This window comes from Pseudomonas sp. PB103, assembly GCF_009764635.1.
In the GTDB taxonomy this organism is placed as follows: domain Bacteria; phylum Pseudomonadota; class Gammaproteobacteria; order Pseudomonadales; family Pseudomonadaceae; genus Aquipseudomonas.
On sequence record NZ_RWIL01000005.1, the window covers coordinates 1 to 22,281 of the forward strand.

Consider the following 22,281-nt stretch of genomic DNA (forward strand, 5'->3'; position numbering starts at 1 on the left):
GCAGGCTGCGATCTTTTGATCTTGCTGTTCAAAAACCACATCAAAAGATCGCAGCCTGCGGCAGCTCCTACATGTTTGGGTTTTCAGCACAGGTGAATCGATGCCATCTGACCCACCCCTGAACTCCTACAGGGTTCGGTGTAGCAAAAAACCTGTGGGAGCTGGCTTGCCAGCGATGAACGATAACGCGGTCTACACCTTGGCAACGCGCCAAAGGTACCAGGCGGCGACGGTTCTGAACGGGCTCCACTTCAACCCGATCTCGATCATCTGCTTGCGCGTCGGCTGCACCTCCAGCCCCTTCAGCCGCCGATAACCCTCACGCACACCAAAGTCATCGGCCGGCAGGATATCCATGCGCTCCAGGCTGTAAATCAGCAGCATCTCCACCGTCCAGCGGCCGACCCCGCGCAGGCTGATCAAGCGCTCGATCAGCACTTCATCGTCCATCGCCAATGCCGTGGCGTAATCCGGCACCACGCCGTCGAGCGTCGCCTGGGCGATCCCTTGAATCGTGGCAATCTTGCCTGCTGAAAACCCGCAACTGCGCATTCGTTCAAAGTCGGTCGCGAGGATTTGTTCCGGCCGTGGAAATGACCGCGACGGAAACAGCCCCACGAGGCGCCCGACAATCGCATCCCCGGCCTTGGCATGCAGTTGCTGATAGGCAATCGCCCGCACCAGCGACTCGTACGGATCGCGCGCCGGGTGCGGTTGATGCAGGCACGGGCCGACAGCGGCAATGTGCCGCTGCCAGTCGGAATCGAGGCTGGCGAGGTATGCGCTGGCCGCTTGATAGGCGTCGGGCATGCTATTTCAGCAAGCCATTGACTTCGCCGTAGGTGAAGGCCTTGAGGTCACGGGTATCGAGTTTGCCGCTGGCGAGGAAGCTTTTCACCAGCCCGCCCATCGCGCCGTAGAGGAACTCGGCGATGCCGGAGCCGGCGCTCAGGCGGCGCACACCCAAGGCTTGCAGTTCGGCGGGCGAGGGCAGGCAGGCGAAGCCCAGCACGTTGACCGGCAGCGTCGTGCCTTTGCAGATCGCTTCGATTTCGTAGCCCGAGGTGACCCCGGCGGCGAACAAGCCATCGGCACCGGCGGCCTGATACAGCGCGGCACGGCGCAGGGTTTCGGCGACGCGGTCTTCAGCCGGCACCAGGCTTTTCAGATAGACATCGGTGCGCGCGTTGATGAACAGTTTGACCGCGCGTTTGTCGGCGACTTGCCGCGCCACTTCGATCTTGCGCGCGAGCAGCTCCGGCGTTTGCGCGCCGTCTTCGATATTGACGCCGACCGCGCCCGCGGCAATGACCGCATCGAGCACTTCGGCGACCCGCCCGAGGTCATCGGAATAACCGGCCTCGACGTCGACGGTCAGCGGCACGCTGATGACCCGGGCGATCGATTCCACCGTCGACACCAGCCGTTCGAGGGGCAGCGTGTTGCCGTCCGGGTAACCGTGGGCCCAGGCCACGGCCGCGCTGCTGGTGGCGACGGCCTGACCACCGAGCTGTTCGACCAGTCGCGCGCCAGTGGCGTCGGCGACGTTGGTCAGGATCAACAGGCCTTGCTGGTGCAACTGGTGAAAGCGAGTGTCGAGCGTGCTCATCGAAATTCCTTGTTGTTGATGGGGCAAAAATCGTCAGAAAGCCAATGGTTGAGTGAGCTGCAGTGCGGCGTTTTCCAGCCTCAGCAAGAATGCCTTGCGCGGTTGTCCTCCACCATAGCCGGTCAGCGCGCCGTCCGCGCCAATCACCCGATGACACGGCACGACAATCGACAGCCGATTGTGCCCGTTGGCCAGCCCGACCGCCCGACTCGCGCCGGGTTTGCCCAACGCCGCCGCGATGGCGCCGTAAGTGCTGGTGTGACCGTAAGGGATTTGCAGCAGCGCTGCCCAGACCTGCCGGGAAAATTCGCTGCCGGGCAAATGCAACGGCACCGTGAATACGTTCAGCGTGCCGGCGAAGTAGGCCGTCAGTTCCTCTTCGATTTGCTGCAGGTGTGCGTTATGCCCTGGCGCGACCGCGTAGCCATAGCGGTTCTGCAATGCTTCAACTTCGCCGGTCAGCGCCGGCCGATCAAGAAACTCCAGCAACACCAATCCACGGCGTTCGGCCATGGCGATCATCGGCCCCAGCGGCGTGGTCAGCCGGGTGAACAGCAGCGGCTCGCTCTGTTCGACGCGGCCAGGTGTGATGTGGAACGACTTCTGAAAGGCGTCACGAAAACCGCTGAGCGACTCATACCCCGAGTCGAACGCGGCATGATCAATCGAGGTGCCTTGCTTGATCCCGCCCAGTGCCATGCCCAACCGTCGGGTACGTAGCCAGGCGTGGAAGGTCATGCCGAAATGTTGTTTGAACCAACGCCGCAGCTTCAGCGGCTCGATGCCTGCGGCGAGCAGTTGTGCATCGCTCCAGCGCAGCTCCGGGTCGGCGTCCACAGCGTTGAGCAGGCGCTGCACCCAATCCGGGGCGATGGCCGCAGCGTCCAGTGGCTTGCAGCGCAGGCAGGCGCGATAACCGGCGGTCAGGCATTCATCGGCGTGCGCGAAGAACTCGACGTTCTCCGGTTTCGGTTTGCGCGCCGTGCAACTGGGGCGGCAGAAGATCCCGGTGGTTTTCACGGCCGTGAAGAACACGCCTTCATAGGCAGTGTCGCGTTCGAGCATGGCGCGAACCATCTCGGCGTGGGGCGGCAGGACAGCGGTCTGTATGTTCATGGCATGACTGTAAAAGCAGATTCTCGATGGCTCCACCGAAAAATCGACAGTGAATTTCCATTACCCCTGAACTACCGTGTAGGAGCTGCCGAAGGCTGCGATCTTTTGATCTTGTTTGTATAAATCAAAGTCAAAAGATCGCAGCCTGCGGCAGCTCCTACAGAGATTGTGAGGTATCGGGTTTATGCATCCGTTTTCCATTCAGCGTATTGATCACATTGTCCTGCGCGTGCAAGACCTGCAGCGCAGCATCGACTTCTACGGCCAGGTGTTCGGCGCCGAGGTGGTCAGGCGCAACGAACCGCTGGGGTTGATCCATCTGCGCGCCGGCAGCTCGATGATCGATCTCGTCGACCTGCAAGGCGAACTCGGCCGCAAGGGCGGCGGGGCGGCCGGTGCCGAGCGGCGCAACGTCGATCACTTCTGCCTGCGCATCGAGCCCTTCGATGAAGCGCTGCTGAGCGCACATTTGCAGTCTTTTGGTCTGAGCGTTGCCAAAGCCGAGTCGCGCTTCGGCGCCGAGGGCAAGGGTTTGTCCCTCTACTGCTTCGACCCGGACGGCAATCAGGTCGAACTCAAAGGGCCGTCCGAGGTTTAAGCGCGTTTGGCCATCAACAAGACCGAAGCCGCCGCCGACAGCAGCCCCGCGCAGCAACGATTGAATATCCGTTTGCCGCGCGGCTCGGCGAACCAGCGGCGCATGTGCAGGCCCATCCACGCATAAGCGCTGATGGCGATCCATTCCAGCAGCAGGAACAGCACACCCAGTACCGCGAATTGTGCCGGCACCGGGTGGGCCGGATCGACGAACTGCGGCAGAAAAGCGGTGAACAGCAGAATCGCTTTCGGATTGCCGGCCGCGACCAGAAATTCCTGTCGCGCCAGGGCGAAGAAGCCAACGGTCGCGCCCGTCACGTGCTGCTCGGCTTGCGGATTGGCCCGCCACAACTGCCAGGCCAGATACAGCAGATACGCCGCGCCAATGATCTTGATCGCATGGAACAGCCATTCCGACGTCTGCAACACCACCGACAGACCGGCGCCGGCCAGCGCGATCATCCCGGCAAACGCCAGAATACGCCCGATGCCCGCCGTGCAGGCGCGGCGAAAACCGTAGCGGGTAGCGTTGCTCACCGACAGCAGGTTATTCGGGCCGGGGGCCATGTTCAGGGCAAAGCAGGCCGGGAGAAACAGGGAGAGGGTGGCGAGATCCATGACGGCACTCCAGAAACGAGAAGGCCATTTTTATCACAGCCCACGCGCCGCCAGACCCATACAGTCAGGCCCGGCTGTCGCGGTACAGCGCCCGGCCGTGCAGGGCAACCCCGTCGAACTTTTTGCTGACGGCGCAACTCTGAAACAGTCAGAGGGCGATGGTTTCGTCAGAAAAAGTTATCCGCACGGTCAGAAACAGCGATTGCCGTGTAACATTTGCCCCCTGTTTCTGCTCCCTGTTTCAAACATCCCGCACGGCCCCAGGCGGCCCCACCAAGAGCGATCTACATGCAAGCAAAGGCCCGTGAAGTTTATGTGCCACCGGTGCTGCAAGATCTGCGGGCCGGCACTGCCGAACTGCACATCGCACTGGAAAAACGCCTTCCATTTTTCTCCGATACTCTCGATACCCCAGCATTTGTGCAGTTGATGCAGGCTTATTACGGCTTCTATCTACCGCTGGAACACGCGCTGCTGAGCAGCGGTGCAATTCCCACTGATTTTGATCTGACGCCACGACTCAAGGCGCCAACCTTGCGCGCCGACCTGCATGCCCTGGGCGTGAGCAGCGAGGCGCTGGCACGTCTGCCACAGTGTGAAGATTTGCCCCTGATCAATTCCGCGGCTTGCTGCCTCGGCATACTGTATGTGCTCGAAGGTGCGACGCTGGGCGGGCAGATCCTGCGCCGGGAAATCGCCAGCCGACTCGGCCTGGAAGCCGACAATGGCGCGGCGTTTCTCGATATCTATGGCGCCGCCACTGGCCGCCGCTGGCGCGATTTCATTGAATACCTGAGCCGTCGACCGATGGATGCGGACGAGCGCAAGGCCGTGGTTGCGGCCGCACACACCACATTCAGCTGTTTCGAGCGCTGGCTCGAACGCCGGGAGGTACTGGCATGACCCCGCAAGACCAACAAGCCTTTGAAGAACTGCTGGCCAACTGTGCCGACGAGCCGATTCGCTTCCCCGGCGCGATCCAGCCCCACGGTTTGCTGCTGACCCTGAACGAACCTGCGCTGGAGATCGTTCAGGTCAGCGCCAACGTTGCAACCCTGCTGGACCGTGAGCCGCTCGGCCTGATCGGCCAGCCACTGGCGCAACTGATCGGCGACGCCGAGGCCGCGCAAGTGCGCGAGGCCTTGCTGCAGCCGGCATTGTCCGATACGCCGCCGCTGCACTTTCGCCTCAATGGCACGGCGTTCGATGGCTTGTTGCACCGGCATCAGGGCGTGCTGATTCTGGAACTGGAAATCCACGTCGAAAACTTCCAGCCACGCAATGTCGCCGGCAACCAGACCCATCTGGGGCGCATGCTCCAGCGTCTGCACGCGGCCACGTCGTTGCAGGCGCTGTACGACATCAGCGTCAAGGAAATCCAGGCCATGACCGGTTACGACCGGGTACTGATTTACCGCTTTGAAGAGGAAGGGCACGGCCAGGTGATCGCCGAAGCGTCCGACCCGTCGATGGAAGTGTTCAACGGTCTGTTCTTCCCGGCCTCGGACATTCCCGAGCAGGCCCGCGAGTTGTATCGGACCAATTGGCTGCGGATCATCCCCAATGCCGATTACCAACCGGTGCCGTTGCTGCCGAAGCTGCGCCCGGACACCGACACGCCGCTGGATTTGAGTTTTGCCACCCTGCGCAGCGTGTCGCCGATCCATTGCCAGTACATGAAAAACATGGGCGTGCTGTCGTCGATGAGTATCTCGCTGCTCAAGGGCGACAAACTCTGGGGCCTGATCAGTTGCGGCAACCGTCAGCCGCTGCATGTGCCGCATGAACTGCGCGCGGCGTGCCAGACCATCGGCCAGGTGCTGTCGCTGCAGATCAGCGCGATGGAAGCGCTGGAGATCAGCCGTCAGCGTGAAGCAAAAGTCGAGGCGCTGGCCTTGCTCAATCAGGCGATGATCGATTCGCCACAAAACGTTTTCGATGGCCTGGCCAACCAGCCGCAAGTGCTCATGGCGCTGAACAATGCCGGCGGTATCGCGATCATTGAAGACAATCAATTGCACCGTTACGGCAATTGCCCGGAGCCTGCGCAGATCCGCGCCCTGCACAAATGGCTGCAGGACAGCGGCGAGCCGGTGTTCGCCAGCCATAATCTGGCCAGTGTGTATCCGCCGGCTGCGGAGTATCAGCAAGTGGCCAGCGGCGTGCTTGCCATGAGCCTGCCGAAACCGGTCGACAACGGCGTGCTGTGGTTCCGTCCCGAGGTCAAAGAGAACATCAACTGGAGCGGTGATCCGCGCAAGCCACTGGACCTGGAAAACTCCGACGCCGGTTTGCGCCTGCGTCCGCGCACCTCGTTTGAAATCTGGAAAGTCGAGATGGCCGGGATCTCCACCAAGTGGAGCCATGGCGACCTGTTTGCCGCCAACGATCTGCGTCGCTCGGCGCTGGAAAACGATCTGGCGCGCCAGGTGCGCCGCGAACAGGAAGCCGTGCGCGCCCGCGATGAACTGGTGGCGGTGGTCTCCCACGACCTGCGCAACCCGATGACAGTGATCTCGATGCTCTGCGGCATGATGCAGAAGGCGTTCAGCTCCGACGGCCCACACACCTCGCGCCGCATCTCCACCGCAATCGACACCATGCAGCAGGCGGCCGGGCGCATGAACACGCTGCTCGAAGACTTGCTCGACACCTCGAAGATTGACGCCGGGCGCTACTCCATCACCCCGCAGAAACTCGACGTCGGGCAGATGTTCGAGGAAGCGCAGGCGCTGCTCGCACCGCTGGCGCTGGACAAGGACATCAGCATTTCCTTTGCCGCTGATCCCGATTTGCGCATTCACGCCGATCCGGAGCGGCTGTTTCAGGTGCTGTCGAATCTGGTCGGCAACGCGATCAAGTTCACCCCGCGCCTGGGCACCGTTGGCGTGCATGCCAAATCAGTCGGCGATGAAATCGTTTTCACCGTGCGTGACAGCGGCGAAGGCATCCCCCTAGAGCACCTGCCGCACGTGTTCGACCGTTACTGGACGGTAAAGGAAGGCAATCCCAACGGCACCGGCTTAGGTTTGTACATCACCCAAGGCATCGTCGAAGCCCACGGCGGCCGGATCGTCGCCGAGAGTGAGCCGGGGCAGGGCAGCGAATTCCGCTTCACCGTGCCACGCCTCGACTAACCCCTGTAGGAGCTGCCGCAGGCTGCGATCTGTTGATGTGATCGTTCCCCCGCTCCGCGTGGGAATGCCTCAACGTACGCTCTGCGTTCGGCTCTGGAAGGGACGCGGAGCGTTCCGGGCTACATTCCCACGCAGAGCGTGGGAACGATCAGGATCACAGGGGCATTTTCTTTTGATCGTTCCCACGCTCCGCGTGGGAATGCCTCAACGGACGCTCTGCGTTCGGCTCTGGAAGGGACGCGGAGCGTCCCGGGCTACATTCCCACGCAGAGCGTGGGAACGATCAGATCACAGGGGCATTTTCTTCAATACCGGGGATTGGGCGCTCGATACCGTGAGCACCTTGTTCCTCGATTTGAAGCAGGTGTGCGATGAGTCTGATTGTTTCGATGGCGGCGTTTGCGTTGGCGGCGTCGATCACGCCGGGGCCGGTGAATATCGTGGCGTTGAGTTCGGGGGCGCAGTTCGGCTTCCGCGCCAGCCAACGGCATGTCGCCGGGGCAACATTGGGGTTTGTGTTGTTGCTGGTGTTGATGGGCCTGGGCCTGCACGAGGTTCTGCAACTGTGGCCGTTCATGACGCGAGTAGTGCAACTGGCCGGGGTGGTGTTTCTGCTGTTCATGGCCTGGAAACTCGCCAGCGACGACGGGCAGTTGAACGCAAAGGATGCCGCGCGTGCGCCGTCGATGCTGTATGGCGCAGTGATGCAGTGGCTCAACCCCAAGGCCTGGCTTGCCTGCGTGGCAGGAATGGGCGCGTTCGTGGCGGATGGCGAGGCGCGGCTGGTCTGGCAGTTTGCCGCGGTGTACCTGGTGATTTGCTATGTGTCGGTGGGCTGCTGGGCGTATGCCGGTACATTCTTGCGCGGCTATTTGAGCCATGCGGCGGGGATGCGCTGGTTTAACCGGAGCATGGCGCTGTTGTTGGTGGTGTGTGCTGTGTACTTGTTAGCGGCCTAGAAAGCCGTTGCTTGCGCGATTCGTGCCGCGACCTCTGACGGCACAAATCGCTTTTATCACCTTAAGTGATCAACCTCAGAATATGCCGTTCAACACGCGGAATGCTGCCGGCGTCATAGGCGTGAAACTGTTGTTACGCAGTTGGCTGATTGCGTACATCGCACTCGCTGTACGGCCGTTACCGTCGCCAAATCCCTGAAAACCTACAATCGCAGCGAGCAGGTGTTTGTCAAAGTGTTGGTGGGTGGTGTCGAGTGTTTTCAGGTGCTGTTCAAGCAGCGCGAAACCGGTGACGCTGCTGCCATACTGGGTTGGCGCTCCGGCGTTGCGAATCACCCCACTGGCAGAGGGAACCAGGCGCCGGTGTACCTCGGTGATGACGGCCGGATCTGTCAGCGACTTATTGTTGCCCGTGTATTCGCGCAACACCGCGAGGATGTTGTCGAAGTCGTTTCCTTTCGAGGAAGAGCCATTGAGCATCCATGCGGCGGCTCTTTTGGAATGCTCAGTGTGGCCCTGTAAATTGAAGGCGGCTTCGGGCATGACATCCGTGTAGGGGGCTTTGTCTAGATTCGTTTTCAGTACGTTCTGCTGGTAGCCGGTCATGTAGGCGGCTTTTTTTATTTCCAGCTCAGCAACAACGTCGAGGGTTTCGGCGTAATTCTTCGCGGTATTGAATGTATTGCCATGTCGATAGTTTCTAACCTGCATGTAAGAGTGCAACAGATTCTCCACCGCATCTGTGCCGATCAGTGATTGCAGTTTTGTAACCGACGGATAATGCAGCGATGCCTCTCGCACGGCATTGTTGAACAAATGGTCGAGTTCAATCGAACTCGTCCCTTTGTGCAAGGTAGTGCTCTTGTCACTCAAGCGCGTGACAACATGCTGAATGGTCTCGATAGTGTCGTCCTTGAACAGTGCGCGAGCGTGGGCCACGGTATCCAGAGACATGCGAATCCGTGAGGCAGAGTCGGTGTGGTCGATCGCCTTGATCAAGTCGTAACGGTTGGCGCCCGTTAAAAGGCGCAGTTGCTCGCGCGCGGCATGCGGGATCGCCGACGCATGTGTACCGAGTCTTTTCAGGCTGCGCCCAATCAGCTTGCCACCGCCCTGCAACAATTTCGGCAAACCATCCAGTGGATTGAACAGGTTCACAATAGTCACGGCGATCACCTTGGAGCCGGAAAGCAGCCTGGCGGCGGTGGCCGTAGCCTTGAGCGCCGTTCCGGCGATTTTCAAAGGCACAGCGGCCACAACGGCCGCGACACCGACCACATCCATCACACAACCATTGATGGCTTTGATCTGCCTGGAACTGTCACCGGAGGACAGTTCTTCGATGCATTCCTTGAACGGAATAATCACGTTGATCAGGGTCTTGAAAATGGTCTCGGTCGTTGCAATGGCTTTTTCTCGCTGAGTCTGGTCAAGACCCATTTGCCAGAGTTCGGCTGCCGTGAATGCAGGTATTTCCTTTGCAATCAGTTCGCTGATGGCTTCTTTGCGGCTGGAACGGAAGAAGCGGTTCGGTGTACTTCTACCGTCAGTGTCTTCCCAGGACTCCTTGAACTCCCCAATCTTGCGTATGAATGCCTTGGATTGCGTAGTCCGAGGTTCACTATTGCTGAGGTAGGCCGTGATATCTATCGGTAGATTGTCAAATTGTTCCTGGCTGGTGAAGTCTGTCGCGTTGTCCAACCCATCGGGTTTGACAAGGGCGGTGAATACGCTCGTCAGTTTTTCGTTCAAACGGCATTGCGACTTGAGCGGGAACAATTCATAGCAGCGAACCTCCGCATGGATCACCGCACAAATGATAATGCCGAATCGTCCGGTATCACCGGCAACAGCAGGGCGCACGGGGGTAATTCCACCGGGAGTCGGCAACGTCGGGTAGTGCGGTCGGGTAAACTGCTGAACGCAATAAATGGCCAAATGGGCGTTTTCAATGAAACCACGGTCCCGAGGGCGGAGTTGAGAAAACGCCACGTTGATATTGCACTCCATCGCCGCTTGCATCTGCTGGGCGTAACGACTGATGGCTTCTTCGTATAAATCGTTGGCGGGATACAGACTCAACAGGTTCGGGAAGGATTGATAAATACTGGTGCCTTTGATTCGATCCCAGTCTTCGCTGTTCAGCTCATCCCCCATATAGAGGTCGACGACAGACACTTTTCTGCCATTACCACCCCCTGTACCCCGATGTTTCACCAACAGCTCGTCAGGGTCGCAGTCGGGCACCTCCTTGCGCATTTCCTCAAGTGCCAGCGGTTTGCGGTGCGGCAGTTTTTCGCGAAGCTGAATGGAGGCCTGCATTATCTGGTCAACGTAGCGCCGGTATTCAGCAGAAGCTTGCAGAACTGTGATTTCGCTCAGGCTGCCATCCGCTTCGCGCGTGGCAAGTTTGTTCATCAAGGCCCAAGTTATTATCGGGTCTACCGCGATCTGATCATGAGCGGCCTGAAGTTCCGGTGTCAGCTTAGAAAACTGCGCAAAACCCAGCAGGTTCTCATAGGTCATGGATCGCGAAACACCGGGCGAAATGGCTTCGGCAAAGTGCACCGCCTGGCTGAGGACTACCCAGCCAGGGGTGGCGATTTTCAGTTGTGCCGGGGCATCGTTTACCAGGTATTCCGGGGCCATCCCGCCCAGCACCAGTTCTGCCACCAGCGGTGCAATCACCTTGTTCAGCCCGCGTTGGCTGATCAAGTGTTCCTCCAGTTCGCGGCGTACCGTACCCGGAGGATTGAGCATATGGCGCGATGAATAAAGATCGTAGCCTGCGAACGCGGTGGCGGTGATGTCTGCCTCGGCATCCAGATCAAGCAGGATCGCGGCAAATATCAGCTGTTCGACAAATTCGGGCGTCGGTGGCGCGTCGGTCGCTTCTTTAAACCAGCCAAGGGCGTCGATATATTCCTGGGCCTGTTCAGTCGTCCTGAGAATATCGTCGATCAGCTGTCGCAACCGATAACCCGGGCTGTCCAGTAATCCATCAGGTGAACCATTTTCAATGATAAGAGAAGTGCCGTACGCCTCAATCAAGGATATTTCATTTGCGGTCGCCCGTTCGTTTACTTGGCGGATGATCGCTCGGGTTTCTTTACTTAGTTGAAAGGGCGACGTTTCTCGGGATTCGAACAACTGCCAGTAGTTGGCATAGCGGGGAGGCTCTGGCAAGGTGGAAAATTTCAGTAAGTCGATCAGTTCCTTGCTGCCTTCTTCCGAAACCGGAAGTGGAAACTTGTTGAACCGTAACCATTGATCTACGGTGATCGACTGCCCCGAACTGACCCATCCACCTGTCGATTTGGCGCTGATCGCCAGCAGCCTCAGATCCTCGCTGAAGCCTGCAGCGCTCACTTGCGCGTGAGCGATCTCGGTTCGAGTAAAAAATCCGGTAGCGTTCCAGCTCTGTGGATCCGCTACGCCGGACTGCGCCCGGACATTCTCGTGGGTGTAGAAAATACGTGCCTGCTCATCGACCTGAAAGACGACATTCAGCGGTATGGATTGGGCTTTGCGAATCTCGAGAAACGCCGGGTGTTTGATAATGTTGATCAGAAGCAGCGCAGCGGGTCGGTGCAAAAGATCGAAGCTTGAACCGGGGGTGCGGATTACCGACAAACGATCCCGTTCCCATTCGATTGTATTTCTTACAGTGTTATCTTCCAGTAAGTTAGACAGGGCTTTGCTGACAGATTGTTTTTGAAGTTTATCTTCAATCGTCGAAATATAAGCGAAAGGCTGCTGCATCAATGAAGCTCCATCTTCTGATTGGTGTGGCAGTGATGACGCGCGTGTGGCGTGATATCTGCCGAGGAAAGTTAGCGCTATTAGCATGTTTGCGCAGGCAGGGTATTAATTGAAGTGCTGGCTGTCACGGCACTTGTTGAGTGTAATTGTTTCTATTGTGCGCACGCGTTGGAAGTAAGTGTGGGCGAGCAAGGGTGGTTGGGTTATTGATGCGACTGGTATTAAACACTTTAAATTTATTGCAGTTTGTAGCGTCAGGGAGGCTAACCCCGATATTGTCCCGGAGTGGCGGCCAGATGCTGTTTGAACGCGCGCTGAAAGTGCGCCTGATCGGCAAACCCGGCCTCCAGCGCCACATCGGCAATCAGTTGCCCGTTGCGCAAGCGTTCGCGGGCGAACTGGATGCGCTGATTGACCAGAAACGCATGCGGGGTCATGCCGTAATGCTGTTTGAAGGCGCGGATCAGGTACGACGGTGACAGCTGCGCTGCCGCGCAGATGTCATCGAGGCTGAGCAGGTCGGTGCAATGTTCGCGGATGAAATCCGCGGCGCGTTCCAGCTTGAAGTTCGGCTCGCGCAACGCTTGCCCGGCAGGATTCAGGCGCAGTTGCAGATCGCTGAAAAACTCCACCGCCGTGCTCTGCTTACGCAGCACATCCTGCTGCTCGTCGACCAGCACTTGGTAAAGCGCGATCAAGTCGCGAAACAGCTCGGCATCGTGCAGATGCGTGGCCGAGAACCGTCGGAATTCCACATCCTCGGCAAAGCCCAACTGATGTTGCAAATCCGTCAGCCACGGCGTCTCGACATACAACATCACGTACGACCACGGCTGATCATCGATGGGGTTGCAGGCGTGTACATCGCCGGGATTCATCAACACCACCGTGCCCGCCGCCACCTCGAATTGCGCCTGCTCATGCACGTAAGTACTGCGCCCGGCGGTGATCGCACCGATCGAGAAGTGCGCGTGGGAATGCCGGGCGTAACAGACTTCGCGGCCATCGGCGATGGCCCGCGCTTCGATGAAGGGCAGGGCGTCGTCGCGCCAGAAGCGCGGGGCTTTTTCAGGGTTTTTGGCGGCAGCGTGTTTCATTGTGATTATTCCCGGCAGGCCAGTGCCCGAGTGTATTAGCTCTGGCCGGCAAAGGCCCGTTCCAGTTCGGCGATGTCGAGTTTTTTCATTTTGAACATGGCCTGCATTGCCCGTTGCGACTTGCTGGTGTCGGCATCCAGCATCATCTGCATGAACGCCACCGGTACGATCTGCCACGACACACCGAACTTGTCCTTGAGCCAGCCGCATTGCTGGGCTTCGACCGGGCCACCCTCGGACAGGTTGCCCCAGAAGTGGTCGACTTCTTCCTGATTCTGGCAATTGACCTGAAACGAGATCGCCTCGCTGAACTTGAACATCGGCCCACCGTTGAGCCCGGTGAAAGTCTGGCCATCCAGCTCGAAACTGACGGTCATCACCGCACCTTCCGGCTTGCCGTGAAATTCCTGACCGACCTTGCTGTAGTGGGTCAGGCCGGTGATTTTCGCGTGATCGAAGATCGAGCAGTAGAACTTCGCCGCCGCTTCGGCCTGATCGTCGAACCACAGGCAGGGCGTGAGTTTTTGAAAGCGTTGCATGGCAGTCATCCTCGGCAGGTTAGACACGCTGGACTATCAGCGTAGACAGTCCTTGGTCGACTGGCAGCGCCGTAGATCGACAAGTGCGCGGCCCTTCGATTGTCGATAGACTTGCCGCCCCGATTTTGCCGCAAGGACGCTTCGCATCATGGTTGCCCCACGTTCACTGTTTTTCGCCTGCCTGTTCGCCACGGCCTCGGCCAGCGCTGCGCCGTTGAGCTGCCAACTGCAGGACCCGGCACAGAAATACCTCATCGACGTGCGTGTCGAGCAACCACCGGTAGCAAGCTTCGATCCGGTGGCGGCACACATCGTCCTGCGCGATAAAACCAGCGGTGCGGTGCTGCAAACCCTCGAAACTGCCGACGCTGCCGAGCTGCTGAAGACTGACGGCACAGGGCCAAGCCTGCGCTGCGACAACCAGCAGCTGTTGGTGTTTGGCGACTTCAATTTCGATGGTCAGCAGGATGTGGCCGTGCGCAACGGCAATGACGGTGGCTACGCTGCCGCTTCCTACGATATCTACCTGTTCGATGCGGCAAATCCGGTGTTGATTGCGAACAAGGCATTCTCTGCGCTGACCCGCGAGCCGAACCTGGGCATGTTTGAGGTCGACAGTGCAGGCAAACGTCTGATTACGCGTTCGAAAAGCGGCTGCTGCTGGCGGCAGCAGGCGAGTTGGGAGATTCAGGACAAGCTACCGGTGCGTGTAGCGGAGACCATCGAGGTGGCGCAGGCGCCTTCCGAAGGCAGTCCGTTTATGCCTAAGGGCTACACCGAAATCACCCAACGGGATTTGAAGGGCGGTCAGTGGGTCGAGCAACGTCGTCTCGAAGGGCCGATTGCAGAGGCGCCGGTGATGTTGCGGGGGAAGCTGGACGAGAAGATCGCTTTCCAATTGTGGTGGCAGTTGCAGGGCGGCGTTTATGTCGGCGAAGTGCGCTATGTCAGCGGCAGCGGCGTGCCCATTCGCTTGGTCGGCGAACCTTACGACGATGGCGGCATTGCCTTGCATGAAATCAGTGACGAGGGCGCGATCACGGGTAACTGGTTCATTGACGGTGAGCCCGATGAACAAGGTTTTCAGGGCGGGATGTGGCACAGCGGCACCAAGTCGTATGTTATTCAAGCGCGGCCGACAGCGTTTCATGTTGCGCCGCAAAAATTCGCCGCTGTTGCGGCCAGCCAGCGCGAAGGGCGCTACGTGATGGTGACCGACGATGGGCGCTCCGCGTGGTTGACGTTGAAAATCAGCAAAGATGCGCAGGGCAGCGAGATCGCCTCCGTGCAAATGGCGGTCACGCAGCCAGGCAAACCCGCCAATCAAGTGGTTGAACAATGGCCTTTGCAAGCGGGCAACCTGATCATTGGCCAAAAGGAAGTCGCCGAGCCGCTCTATCGCGTGCGTTTGCTCGATGGTGTTGTCCGTGTGGAAGCTTTCGGTGAATACGGCGATTTTCGCGGCACTTACCTGAAGCAACCGTAAATCGGCGGCAACCTCAGAAATCCCAGCGCGCAGTCAGTTGCAGGCTGCGCGGTTCGCCATAGAACCCGGTGCCGAAATTGCCGAGCCCGGTGTAGTAGGTCTTGTCGAAGAGGTTTTTGACATTGAGCGTGGTGCTCAGGTGGTCGTTGAAGCGGTAGCGTGCCATGGCATCGACCAGGTAATAACTGTCCTGAGTGATGCGTACGTTCTGGCCTGCTGTGGGCTGGAACACGTTGCCGAAGAACTCACTCTGCCAACTGACGCCGCCGCCCAGGGTCAGATTCTGCCAGGCGCCGGGCAGGCGATAGCTGCTGAACAGTCGCACCAACTGCTCCGGCGCGGTGGTTTGCAGGATTGAGGCATACACCGGGTCGCCCTTGGCATCGCGGGTGTGGTTGTAGGCATAGCCGGCGGAGAGGTTCCAGCCCTCAGCGATTTCGCCGGCCACTTCGAACTCGAAACCTTTGGTCGTTGCACCCTGCACGGCGCGATACACCGCCTGATTGTCGAAGCCGCTGACCTGCTCGGCGACGTTGTCCTGCTCGATGCGGAACACGGCAAAACTGGCGTTGAGCCGGCCCTCGAAGTATTCGGCTTTTATCCCCGCTTCATAGCTGTCGCCTTGCACCGGGTCGAGCACCTGGCGTGAGGCGTCCTTGCTCAGTTGCGGCTGATAAATGCGTGTGTAGCTGGTGTACAGCGAGTACGTGTCGTCGAGGTCGTAGACCGCGCCGGCGTAGGGTGTGACCACGCCGGTCTGGCGATAGCCGTCGCGGACATTGGCGGTGTTCGGGTCGCGATAGTCGAGGTGGTCGCTGGCGCTGAAATCACTGACACGTGCGCCGAGAATCAGCGCCAGATCGTCGCTGGCCTTAAAGCGCGTCGAAACGTACGCGCCGGTCTGGCGTTGGCTGATGGCGTCGGTGCCGATCTGCGGGATGTCGGGTTTGGCGAACGCGCCGTGCCAGGCGAAAATGCTGGCGCCCAGCGCCGGATAAACCGAGCCGTACACCGGGTTGTCCTGGCGGGTGTTCATCGACATGAAACCGACGATCAACTGATGCTCGCGACCGAACAGGCTGAACGGCCCGCCGAGGTTGAGATCGACATTATCCTGCACCTCGTCGCCCTTGAATTTGCCCATGTACAGGAACATGCCGTCGCCGGTCAGCGGGTCCGGATTGCCGCCGCTGGCGGAGCCGAGCAGGGTGTCGTGCTCGCGGTGTTTGCGGTCGTAGCTGAGCTTCAGCGTCCAGTCGTTTTGCAGTTGTCGGGTGAGGGCGGCGAACAGCGTCTGGTTGCTGAAATCCCTGCGGCTCCAGTCGGTGGCCGGGTTGAACGAGCGCGAGAAATTCGTCCGTGTACCGTCACTGTAGAACATCGGGAAACCGGTCCAGCTGGCGCCGCGTGAGCGAGTGTTCTGCTGATCGAAACCAAGGGTCAGCAGGGTGTCCGGGGTCAGGTCGGCTTCGACGATGGCGTAGGCGATGTCCTTGCTGTTCTGGTAATGATCGGCGTGGGCGCTGCGTTGCTGATGGACGCCAACGAAGCGGGCGCGCAGGTTGCCATTGGTGGTTAAGGGGCCGGAGACGTCGGCCTCGCTGCGGTAGTTGTCCCACGAGCCGACGCTGCCGCTCAGGGATGCCTTGAACGCTGGGGTTGGACGTTTACGGATCAGGTTGACCGTGGCGGAGGGGTCGCCTGAACCGGTCATCAGGCCAGTGGCACCCTTGATGATTTCGACCCGGTCGAAGGTCGCCATGTCGGTGCTGGTGGTGCCGTAATCGTAGACGCCGTCGTAGTCGGTATTGACCCCGTCGTACTGGAAATTGGTGATCGGCGCGCCACGGCTGGAAAACTCCCAACGCTCACTGTCGTAGTTCTGCACACTGATGCCCGGCGCGCGGCGCAGCACGTCGGCGATGCCGGTGGCGCCTTGATCGTCAAGTTGCTGGCGAGTGATCACGCTGATCGATTGCGGGGTTTCGCGCAGGGACAGTGCCAGGCCGGTGGCGGAAGAGGTCTGGCCGGTGGTGTAGGCGTGGGTGTCTTCGCTGATGGCGCCGAGGGTTTTGCCACTGATGGTGGTGGCGTCCAGTTGCAGCGGATCTGCAGTGGCTGCGCTGCGCAAGACATAACCGCCGCCGCGTTGTTGCTGGGCTTGCAGGCCGCTGTCCTTGAGAAGAATTTGCAGCGCTTGTTGCTCGGTGTAGTCGCCGTTCAGGCCCGGGCTGCGCTTGTCGGCGGCGAGGTCGTTGTGGCCGGCGATGAACACGCCGCTCTGTTGTGCGAAGCGGTTAAGCGCTGAAACCAGTGAGCCGGCCGCGACTGAATAATGCTGCTTCTGCGCCTCTGCCCACGCACTCGACGCGCACAGCCCCGGCACGGCAGACGCCAAAGCCAGGGCGAAACGAGTGCGGGCGAGGGTGAAGCGCAACATGGAGTTCCCGGGGGCGATCAACGAAGTGAGGGTTGCTGAGGGTTAACCGAATGAAAAAGCCAAAAGGGAACCACGCGGTGAAAAAAGGCCTCAGGCTTTCGGCCCGACGCTGACCCACCAGTTGAACGTCTTGTCGACACGGATCGGCAGCGCCGCTTCCAGCAGGCGCAAGGCTTGATCGGTGTCCGTGAGCGGGAACGAACCCATCACCGGCAGCGCCGCCACGGCCGGATCGCAATGCAGATGCCCCGGTCGATAACGGCTGAGCGCGTCGATCAGTTCGCCCAGCGGCGTGTTGTCGGCCAGCAACAGGCCTCGGTGCCAGGCTTCGCGGGAGGGATCAGCGGCTGTCGCGGTGTTCAATCGGCCCGTGCTGAAAGCCATTTGCTGACCGCTCTGGACCACCTCGGTTTCACCTTGGCGGTTGTGGACTTCGACCGCGCCTTCGTAGACATTGAGCACGGTGTTGCGCTCGTTCTGCTGCACGCTGAAACGCGTCCCCAGCGCGCGCAATCGACCATGTTCGGTCTCCACCCAAAAGGCTCGACCAAGATCTTTGGCCGTGTCGATCAACACTTCGCCGGCGCGTAATTGCAGCAGTCGCTGATGGGCGTCGAAACGAATATTCAGTGCGCTCAACGCGTTGAGCCAGACCCGGCTGCCATCGCTCAATGTGGCTTCGCGGGTTTCGCCGGTGCCCGTCGAGAGGTCGGCCGTCAAGCGATCGACCGAATCCATCAGCGGCGTATTGCGCCCGACAGCCCAGCCCGCCAGGCCAGTCGCGGCAATAACCAGCAAGCCTTTGAGTGACTGGCGGCGGCTGATCGCGTGGCGTGCGTTGCTGCGCAGGGCGTGGCTGCTGGCCTCGTTTTCGCTCTGCAACGGCGCAAAGCGCTGGCCAACGCGTTCGACATAACGCCAGGCTGCCTGATGCTCCGGGCTTTGTGCGAGCCAGGCCTGCCAGCGAAGACGCTCAGGCTCGGCGACCTGTTCGTCATGCAATTGCACGTACCAGTTCGCCGCCTGTTCGAGGGAGGCATGGCTGAGCGTGTTCAGCGGATTATTCAATGAGCAGACCGTCGAGTTCGGCTTCGAGGATCGCGCAGTGCATCATCGCCTGCGCCAGATACTTCTTGATCATCCGCTCGCTGACGCCAATCTGGTCGGCAATCAGTTTGTAAGGCATGCCATGCAGTTGCGCGAGGATAAATGCCTCGCTGACTCGCGGCGGCAAGCGCTGGAGCATGGCGTCTACTTCGTGCAGGGTTTCAACGATGATCGCTTGCTGTTCGGGCGAGGGTTGCAAGGCTGGCGGACGGCTGGCGAGGGTGTCGAGCCAGGTCTGTTCCAGTTGCCGACGGCGCCAGTGATCGACGCACAAACCGCGGGCGATGGTCGCCAGATGCGAGCGCTCGTGGACTTCGCCATTGAAGGTTTGCGGGCGCTTGAGCACGCGGATGAAGGTGTCGTGGGCGAGGTCGGCGGCATCCATCGCGTTGCTCAGGCGTCGACGCAACAGCTCGTGCAGCCAGCGGTGATGGCTGAGGTAGAGATTCTGCACAAGTGAGGTGTCGGCGACCGTCATCAGAGCAAGCGTCCAGAACGACCGTGATCGGTCTAAATAGGAATGGGTCGCGATTAAAGCAAAAGGCTGGATGGTGTGCAAATGATATTGGTTTGCTTTTAGGCAGTGGGGTTGTGGTTTTTTTGCGGATGTAGTCGTAATGACTCTTGCTGGAGTCAAATTGACGTTGGGCTGCCCGTGTCAAATTGACTCTTTTCGGCTCAGGTGCTTGATTCTATTGGGCTAAAAAACTGGCACGAGACTTGAAATACATAACGTACCCACCGAACGGATCAGGAGTACGCCGCCATGCTCACCTTCTTCGAAAGCCCGCTGCATGTTCTGCACCTGTCGAGCAAAGTCCTCGCTGCCGGCCTGATCATGCTGCTGGCCGGCATCTACGGCGCCTACCTCTACAACGGCCCCATGCCGATTGCCCTGCTGGTGGCGATGCATGCGCTGACCATCCTCGGCCCGACCCTGATCAAGATCGGCTACGTCATGCGCCTGCTGGCGCAATACCGCCTGCGCGGGCCACGACTGATCCCGCAAGCTGCCTGACTCCCACAGGTTTATGGGGTGCCCACAAATCCCGATGACAACTGAAATCACTGTGGGAGCTGGCTTGCCAGCGATGAGGCCGTTTCCTTCAAGATCAATGTTGCCTGACCCGACGCCATCGCTGGCAAGCCAGCTCCCACAATGATTGGGGGTGTTTTTGAAAGTCAGCGTCGCTCAGCGACGATCAGTAGCGCCTGCGGCACCGGGCTTTGTGGGTGTTGGGGTTCCTGCAGGCTGGTCAGGCGGAAGCCGGCCATGTCCAGCGCATTGAACCAGCTCGACAACGTGCGGAAATACCACGGCATCGGCTGCCACTGGCCTTTGAACCCGGCGAATGATTCTTCGCGCCAACCATCCTGATAATCGCCTGCCGCTGCCGCCCACGGATGCAATGTCTGAATCACCAACGCACCACCGGGAACCAGCAGCACATTCATCGCGGCCAGCAGAGGAATAATGTCCTGATGCAGCAGCGAGAAATTCGCGCAGATCAAATCGAAGTCACAACCGATATCAACCTTGGCTTCGACCAGCGCATCGTAGTCGGCGACATGCACCGTCGAAGATCCGCCCAGACGCGCCGCTTCAACCAGCGTCGCATCACCGTCCACGCCCACCGCAGCAATGCCCAGGTCCGCCAGCGCCCGCAACAACCAGCCTTCGCCGCAACCCAGATCAAGCACATGCTCCGGCTGGCGGCCCATGATCGCCAGCAGAATCGCCTGATTGGTCACCTGTTGACGGCTTTCGATGCCGCCGCTGCGGATCACTTCGATCCAGGCATCGGCGTTGTCGTGCCAGCTCTGTAGAAGGCTGGATTCGGGGGAGGGCATGGCGGTGTCCGTACTATTGAAAACCCACAGTATGGACGCCACCGTGCGCGTTCGCTGAATTCAAATCCGCGCTGCAGGCGACGGCGAACAACAGCGGTTAATCCTTCAAGCCGACGTTATCCAACGCCTGATTCACCGCCAGTTCCCCCAGCATCACCACTTGGGCAATGCCCAGCAGCGTATTGCGATTGGGGCCGTCCAGCGATCCCGCAAAATCGCCAAGCATGACCGTTGCCGAGGCCAAAGACTCGCACGCATTCGCCAGTAATGATTCGGTATCGGTTTGTGGGTTCACCATGAACATGCTGCTGGGGCTGTAGGGCGTGGCCATGATCTGCGCCGGTGCCAGGTAATGGTCGAGCGCGCGTTCGGCGGCTTCGTGGAGTTTTCTGGAATTGAATGATTCGTAGGGCGATACCGGGTCTGTGCCCAACGGTTTGTTGGTTTCGGACATCAACTGAAACTCCTCGAGGCACTGCGAAAAAATGCCACCCGGTAGGAGCTGCCGCAGGCTGCGATCTTTTGATCTTGCCTTTGATTGTTAAAAAACAGATCAAAGGATCGCAGCCTGCGGCAGCTCCTACAGGAGGACTGCGGCGGGTTTGCTGGTGCGGCAAGCGGCGGCTGTCCAGGACTCGATTGACCATAAGTTCACTCAGCATGATCACCTGATGCAGCATCAGCATGGCCCGGCGTTGTGTGTTGTCGACGACATCGCCGATATCGCGGGCCATGTCACTGGCAGCGGCTAACGATTCGCAGGCCTCTACGAGCAGAGTTTCTTCGTCCACGGCGGGGTCGATGAGGAAGATCTTGCTGGTCTTGCGGGAGGGGATTGTGAGCTTCAGTGAGCCGGGTTTTAGATAGAAGTTGATGGCGCGGTCAGTCGCCTCTTTTATTTTTGAGGTTCGAGAGTTGGGTCGTACGGGATCGGATCGATGTCCGGTGGGTTTGGTGTTGGTTTGAACATTGATGGAACTCCAATTTGAACAGCAGGAGCCATCACCCTCGCTACCAAACGGCGGGTGGCGGCCATGCGCAGGTTGGTAGACCGGTCAAATCGGGAAACCCGGCGCTCACGAATGAGCCCCACGCATGCCCACCATACAAAGCGATGCCTTAAAAACATCGTATGAAGGTGTCGCAATAACCACAATTTAAGACGGGCTACCAAACCCGATCACTGTTTTGCAGTGACAGGGAAACGATATAGCCCGCACCAAAGCGTGTATCCCGGCGGATTCTGGCGTACGCGTAGGTAATGGCGCAAGGCGATGTAGGGCTTGTGGCGTAACGGTTTGTGTAATTTAAACGTGCGTGCAAAGTTGTGTTTATTTACGCTAAACATAGGAAAAAGGAGGTGCACCATGAAACCAGTCACCGGCGGCTGTCTGTGTGGCAACGTCCGTTTCGAACTCTCCAGCCATCCTTACCGCGTCGGTATCTGCCACTGCCTCGACTGCCGCAAACGCCATGGCGCGCTGTTCCACACCTCGGCCATATTCCCTGAAGGAGCACTAACGGTCACTGGCAAAACCCGCGACTACAACGGACGATTTTTCTGCCCACGCTGTGGTTCACCCGTATTCACGCGTTCGGCAGACGAAGTTGAAGTCAACGTTGGATCGCTGGATGAACCGGATCAGTTCAAACCCACTTACGAACTCTGGACGATTCGCCGCGAAGCGTGGCTGCCGGCGCTTCCACTGGCTCACCACTACGAACGTGATCGCAAAAGCACGGGGCGCACCGAAGAATAATTGCAACCCTCAGCCGACCTTTGTGGGATCACAGCTAGCCTGCTAGCGAATGCGCTAGTTCTGCCAACACCTTCTTTGGCTGACCCGTCGCCATCGCCAGCAGGCTGGCTGCTACAAGGGATTGGTGTGGATCACAGAATTGCGGGTTGGCACAAAACACTGTGGGAGCTGGCTTGCCAGCGATAGCGGTAGGTCAGGCAACA

The 22,281-nt window shown here is 59.4% G+C and carries 19 protein-coding genes and 1 pseudogene; 7 read left to right on the plus strand and 13 right to left on the minus strand.

Going from position 1 to position 22,281, the window contains the following annotated elements; translation table 11 throughout:
* Positions 1-192: 192 nt before the first annotated feature.
* Genes EJA70_RS01135 through EJA70_RS01145 form a run of 3 tightly spaced genes read right to left on the minus strand, consistent with a single transcriptional unit; the run spans position 193 to position 2,725 of the window.
* Positions 193-810 carry a DNA-3-methyladenine glycosylase gene (locus EJA70_RS01135; protein WP_158829047.1) on the minus strand — a complete coding sequence of 206 codons (618 nt, stop codon included), beginning with the start codon at positions 808-810 and terminating at the stop codon, positions 193-195.
* Between the two features lies 1 nt (position 811).
* The gene (locus tag EJA70_RS01140) at positions 812-1,609 is read right to left on the minus strand and encodes an isocitrate lyase/phosphoenolpyruvate mutase family protein (RefSeq protein ID WP_158829049.1); all 798 of its coding nucleotides are present in this window, start codon (positions 1,607-1,609) and stop codon (positions 812-814) included.
* A gap of 33 nt (positions 1,610-1,642) precedes the next feature.
* On the minus strand, positions 1,643-2,725 hold the full coding sequence (locus EJA70_RS01145) for a bifunctional transcriptional activator/DNA repair enzyme AdaA (protein ID WP_158829051.1): 1,083 nt from the start codon (positions 2,723-2,725) through the stop codon (positions 1,643-1,645).
* Between the two features lie 184 nt (positions 2,726-2,909).
* Here EJA70_RS01145 and EJA70_RS01150 point away from each other — a divergent pair, with 184 nt between their 5' ends.
* A complete protein-coding gene (locus EJA70_RS01150) occupies positions 2,910-3,323 on the plus strand; it encodes a VOC family protein (protein WP_158829053.1) in 414 nt (137 codons plus the stop codon).
* Here the strand turns inward: EJA70_RS01150 and EJA70_RS01155 are convergent.
* Positions 3,320-3,940, minus strand: a complete 621-nt coding sequence (locus tag EJA70_RS01155) for a LysE family translocator (RefSeq protein WP_158829055.1) — start codon at positions 3,938-3,940, stop codon at positions 3,320-3,322. The genes EJA70_RS01150 and EJA70_RS01155 overlap by 4 nt on opposite strands.
* 288 nt (positions 3,941-4,228) lie before the next feature.
* Here EJA70_RS01155 and EJA70_RS01160 point away from each other — a divergent pair, with 288 nt between their 5' ends.
* From EJA70_RS01160 to EJA70_RS01170, 3 genes are all read left to right on the plus strand, one after another.
* A complete protein-coding gene (locus EJA70_RS01160; protein WP_008076772.1) occupies positions 4,229-4,843 on the plus strand; it encodes a biliverdin-producing heme oxygenase in 615 nt (204 codons plus the stop codon).
* Positions 4,840-7,077, plus strand: a complete 2,238-nt coding sequence (locus tag EJA70_RS01165) for an ATP-binding protein (protein ID WP_158829057.1) — start codon at positions 4,840-4,842, stop codon at positions 7,075-7,077. Before EJA70_RS01160 ends, EJA70_RS01165 begins: the two co-directional genes overlap by 4 nt.
* A 371-nt stretch (positions 7,078-7,448) precedes the next feature.
* Complete coding sequence (locus tag EJA70_RS01170; protein WP_158829059.1) at positions 7,449-8,036, plus strand: LysE family translocator; 588 nt, start codon at positions 7,449-7,451, stop codon at positions 8,034-8,036.
* 75 nt (positions 8,037-8,111) lie between these two features.
* Here the strand turns inward: EJA70_RS01170 and EJA70_RS01175 are convergent, their stop codons facing one another.
* The 3 genes from EJA70_RS01175 to EJA70_RS01185 form a co-directional block, all read right to left on the minus strand.
* On the minus strand, positions 8,112-11,798 hold the full coding sequence (locus EJA70_RS01175) for a hypothetical protein (protein ID WP_158829061.1): 3,687 nt from the start codon (positions 11,796-11,798) through the stop codon (positions 8,112-8,114).
* Between the two features lie 263 nt (positions 11,799-12,061).
* Positions 12,062-12,895 (minus strand): AraC family transcriptional regulator, encoded by an 834-nt coding sequence (locus EJA70_RS01180; protein WP_158829063.1) that lies wholly within the window; start codon positions 12,893-12,895, stop codon positions 12,062-12,064.
* 35 nt (positions 12,896-12,930) lie between these two features.
* Positions 12,931-13,434 carry a VOC family protein gene (locus EJA70_RS01185; protein ID WP_008086693.1) on the minus strand — a complete coding sequence of 168 codons (504 nt, stop codon included), beginning with the start codon at positions 13,432-13,434 and terminating at the stop codon, positions 12,931-12,933.
* Positions 13,435-13,582: 148 nt separating this feature from the next.
* On the opposite strand from EJA70_RS01185, the gene EJA70_RS01190 reads away from it, so the two are divergent.
* Positions 13,583-14,920 carry a hypothetical protein gene (locus tag EJA70_RS01190; RefSeq protein WP_158829065.1) on the plus strand — a complete coding sequence of 446 codons (1,338 nt, stop codon included), beginning with the start codon at positions 13,583-13,585 and terminating at the stop codon, positions 14,918-14,920.
* A gap of 13 nt (positions 14,921-14,933) precedes the next feature.
* On the opposite strand, the gene EJA70_RS01195 is transcribed toward EJA70_RS01190, so the two are convergent.
* The 3 genes from EJA70_RS01195 to EJA70_RS01205 form a co-directional block, all read right to left on the minus strand.
* Positions 14,934-17,360, minus strand: coding sequence for a TonB-dependent siderophore receptor (locus EJA70_RS01195; RefSeq protein WP_158829067.1), 2,427 nt, complete (start codon positions 17,358-17,360; stop codon positions 14,934-14,936).
* Between the two features lie 90 nt (positions 17,361-17,450).
* Positions 17,451-18,428, minus strand: coding sequence for a FecR domain-containing protein (locus tag EJA70_RS01200; RefSeq protein WP_256677598.1), 978 nt, complete (start codon positions 18,426-18,428; stop codon positions 17,451-17,453).
* Positions 18,421-18,945: a sigma-70 family RNA polymerase sigma factor gene (locus EJA70_RS01205; protein WP_008086700.1), complete on the minus strand. Its 525-nt coding sequence runs from the start codon at positions 18,943-18,945 to the stop codon at positions 18,421-18,423. Before EJA70_RS01205 ends, EJA70_RS01200 begins: the two co-directional genes overlap by 8 nt.
* Before the next feature lie 288 nt (positions 18,946-19,233).
* Between EJA70_RS01205 and EJA70_RS01210 the strand changes: the two genes are divergently transcribed.
* Positions 19,234-19,485 (plus strand): transmembrane sensor/regulator PpyR, encoded by a 252-nt coding sequence (locus EJA70_RS01210; RefSeq protein ID WP_158829069.1) that lies wholly within the window; start codon positions 19,234-19,236, stop codon positions 19,483-19,485.
* 164 nt (positions 19,486-19,649) lie between these two features.
* On the opposite strand, the gene EJA70_RS01215 is transcribed toward EJA70_RS01210, so the two are convergent.
* The 3 genes and pseudogenes from EJA70_RS01215 to EJA70_RS30985 all read right to left on the minus strand — a co-directional run.
* Positions 19,650-20,318, minus strand: a complete 669-nt coding sequence (locus tag EJA70_RS01215) for a bifunctional 2-polyprenyl-6-hydroxyphenol methylase/3-demethylubiquinol 3-O-methyltransferase UbiG (RefSeq protein ID WP_158829071.1) — start codon at positions 20,316-20,318, stop codon at positions 19,650-19,652.
* Positions 20,319-20,415: 97 nt separating this feature from the next.
* Positions 20,416-20,772 (minus strand): DUF6124 family protein, encoded by a 357-nt coding sequence (locus EJA70_RS01220; RefSeq protein ID WP_158829073.1) that lies wholly within the window; start codon positions 20,770-20,772, stop codon positions 20,416-20,418.
* 157 nt (positions 20,773-20,929) lie between these two features.
* Positions 20,930-21,288 (minus strand): annotated as a pseudogene (locus tag EJA70_RS30985) (DUF6124 family protein); the annotation flags it as partial.
* A gap of 397 nt (positions 21,289-21,685) precedes the next feature.
* Here EJA70_RS30985 and EJA70_RS01230 point away from each other — a divergent pair.
* On the plus strand, positions 21,686-22,078 hold the full coding sequence (locus EJA70_RS01230; protein ID WP_158829077.1) for a GFA family protein: 393 nt from the start codon (positions 21,686-21,688) through the stop codon (positions 22,076-22,078).
* The last annotated feature ends 203 nt before the right edge of the window (positions 22,079-22,281 follow it).

Bases quoted from the DNA above. Each gene is read 5' to 3' on its own strand.
- EJA70_RS01135 (WP_158829047.1), bottom strand. From the start codon at position 810: ATGCCCGACGCCTATCAAGCGGCCAGCGCATACCTCGCCAGCCTCGAT.
- EJA70_RS01140 (WP_158829049.1), bottom strand. From the start codon at position 1,609: ATGAGCACGCTCGACACTCGCTTTCACCAGTTGCACCAGCAAGGCCTG.
- EJA70_RS01145 (WP_158829051.1), bottom strand. From the start codon at position 2,725: ATGAACATACAGACCGCTGTCCTGCCGCCCCACGCCGAGATGGTTCGC.
- EJA70_RS01150 (WP_158829053.1), top strand. From the start codon at position 2,910: ATGCATCCGTTTTCCATTCAGCGTATTGATCACATTGTCCTGCGCGTG.
- EJA70_RS01155 (WP_158829055.1), bottom strand. From the start codon at position 3,940: ATGGATCTCGCCACCCTCTCCCTGTTTCTCCCGGCCTGCTTTGCCCTG.
- EJA70_RS01160 (WP_008076772.1), top strand. From the start codon at position 4,229: ATGCAAGCAAAGGCCCGTGAAGTTTATGTGCCACCGGTGCTGCAAGAT.
- EJA70_RS01165 (WP_158829057.1), top strand. From the start codon at position 4,840: ATGACCCCGCAAGACCAACAAGCCTTTGAAGAACTGCTGGCCAACTGT.
- EJA70_RS01170 (WP_158829059.1), top strand. From the start codon at position 7,449: ATGAGTCTGATTGTTTCGATGGCGGCGTTTGCGTTGGCGGCGTCGATC.
- EJA70_RS01175 (WP_158829061.1), bottom strand. From the start codon at position 11,798: ATGCAGCAGCCTTTCGCTTATATTTCGACGATTGAAGATAAACTTCAA.
- EJA70_RS01180 (WP_158829063.1), bottom strand. From the start codon at position 12,895: ATGAAACACGCTGCCGCCAAAAACCCTGAAAAAGCCCCGCGCTTCTGG.
- EJA70_RS01185 (WP_008086693.1), bottom strand. From the start codon at position 13,434: ATGCAACGCTTTCAAAAACTCACGCCCTGCCTGTGGTTCGACGATCAG.
- EJA70_RS01190 (WP_158829065.1), top strand. From the start codon at position 13,583: ATGGTTGCCCCACGTTCACTGTTTTTCGCCTGCCTGTTCGCCACGGCC.
- EJA70_RS01195 (WP_158829067.1), bottom strand. From the start codon at position 17,360: ATGTTGCGCTTCACCCTCGCCCGCACTCGTTTCGCCCTGGCTTTGGCG.
- EJA70_RS01205 (WP_008086700.1), bottom strand. From the start codon at position 18,945: ATGACGGTCGCCGACACCTCACTTGTGCAGAATCTCTACCTCAGCCAT.
- EJA70_RS01210 (WP_158829069.1), top strand. From the start codon at position 19,234: ATGCTCACCTTCTTCGAAAGCCCGCTGCATGTTCTGCACCTGTCGAGC.
- EJA70_RS01215 (WP_158829071.1), bottom strand. From the start codon at position 20,318: ATGCCCTCCCCCGAATCCAGCCTTCTACAGAGCTGGCACGACAACGCC.
- EJA70_RS01220 (WP_158829073.1), bottom strand. From the start codon at position 20,772: ATGTCCGAAACCAACAAACCGTTGGGCACAGACCCGGTATCGCCCTAC.
- EJA70_RS01230 (WP_158829077.1), top strand. From the start codon at position 21,686: ATGAAACCAGTCACCGGCGGCTGTCTGTGTGGCAACGTCCGTTTCGAA.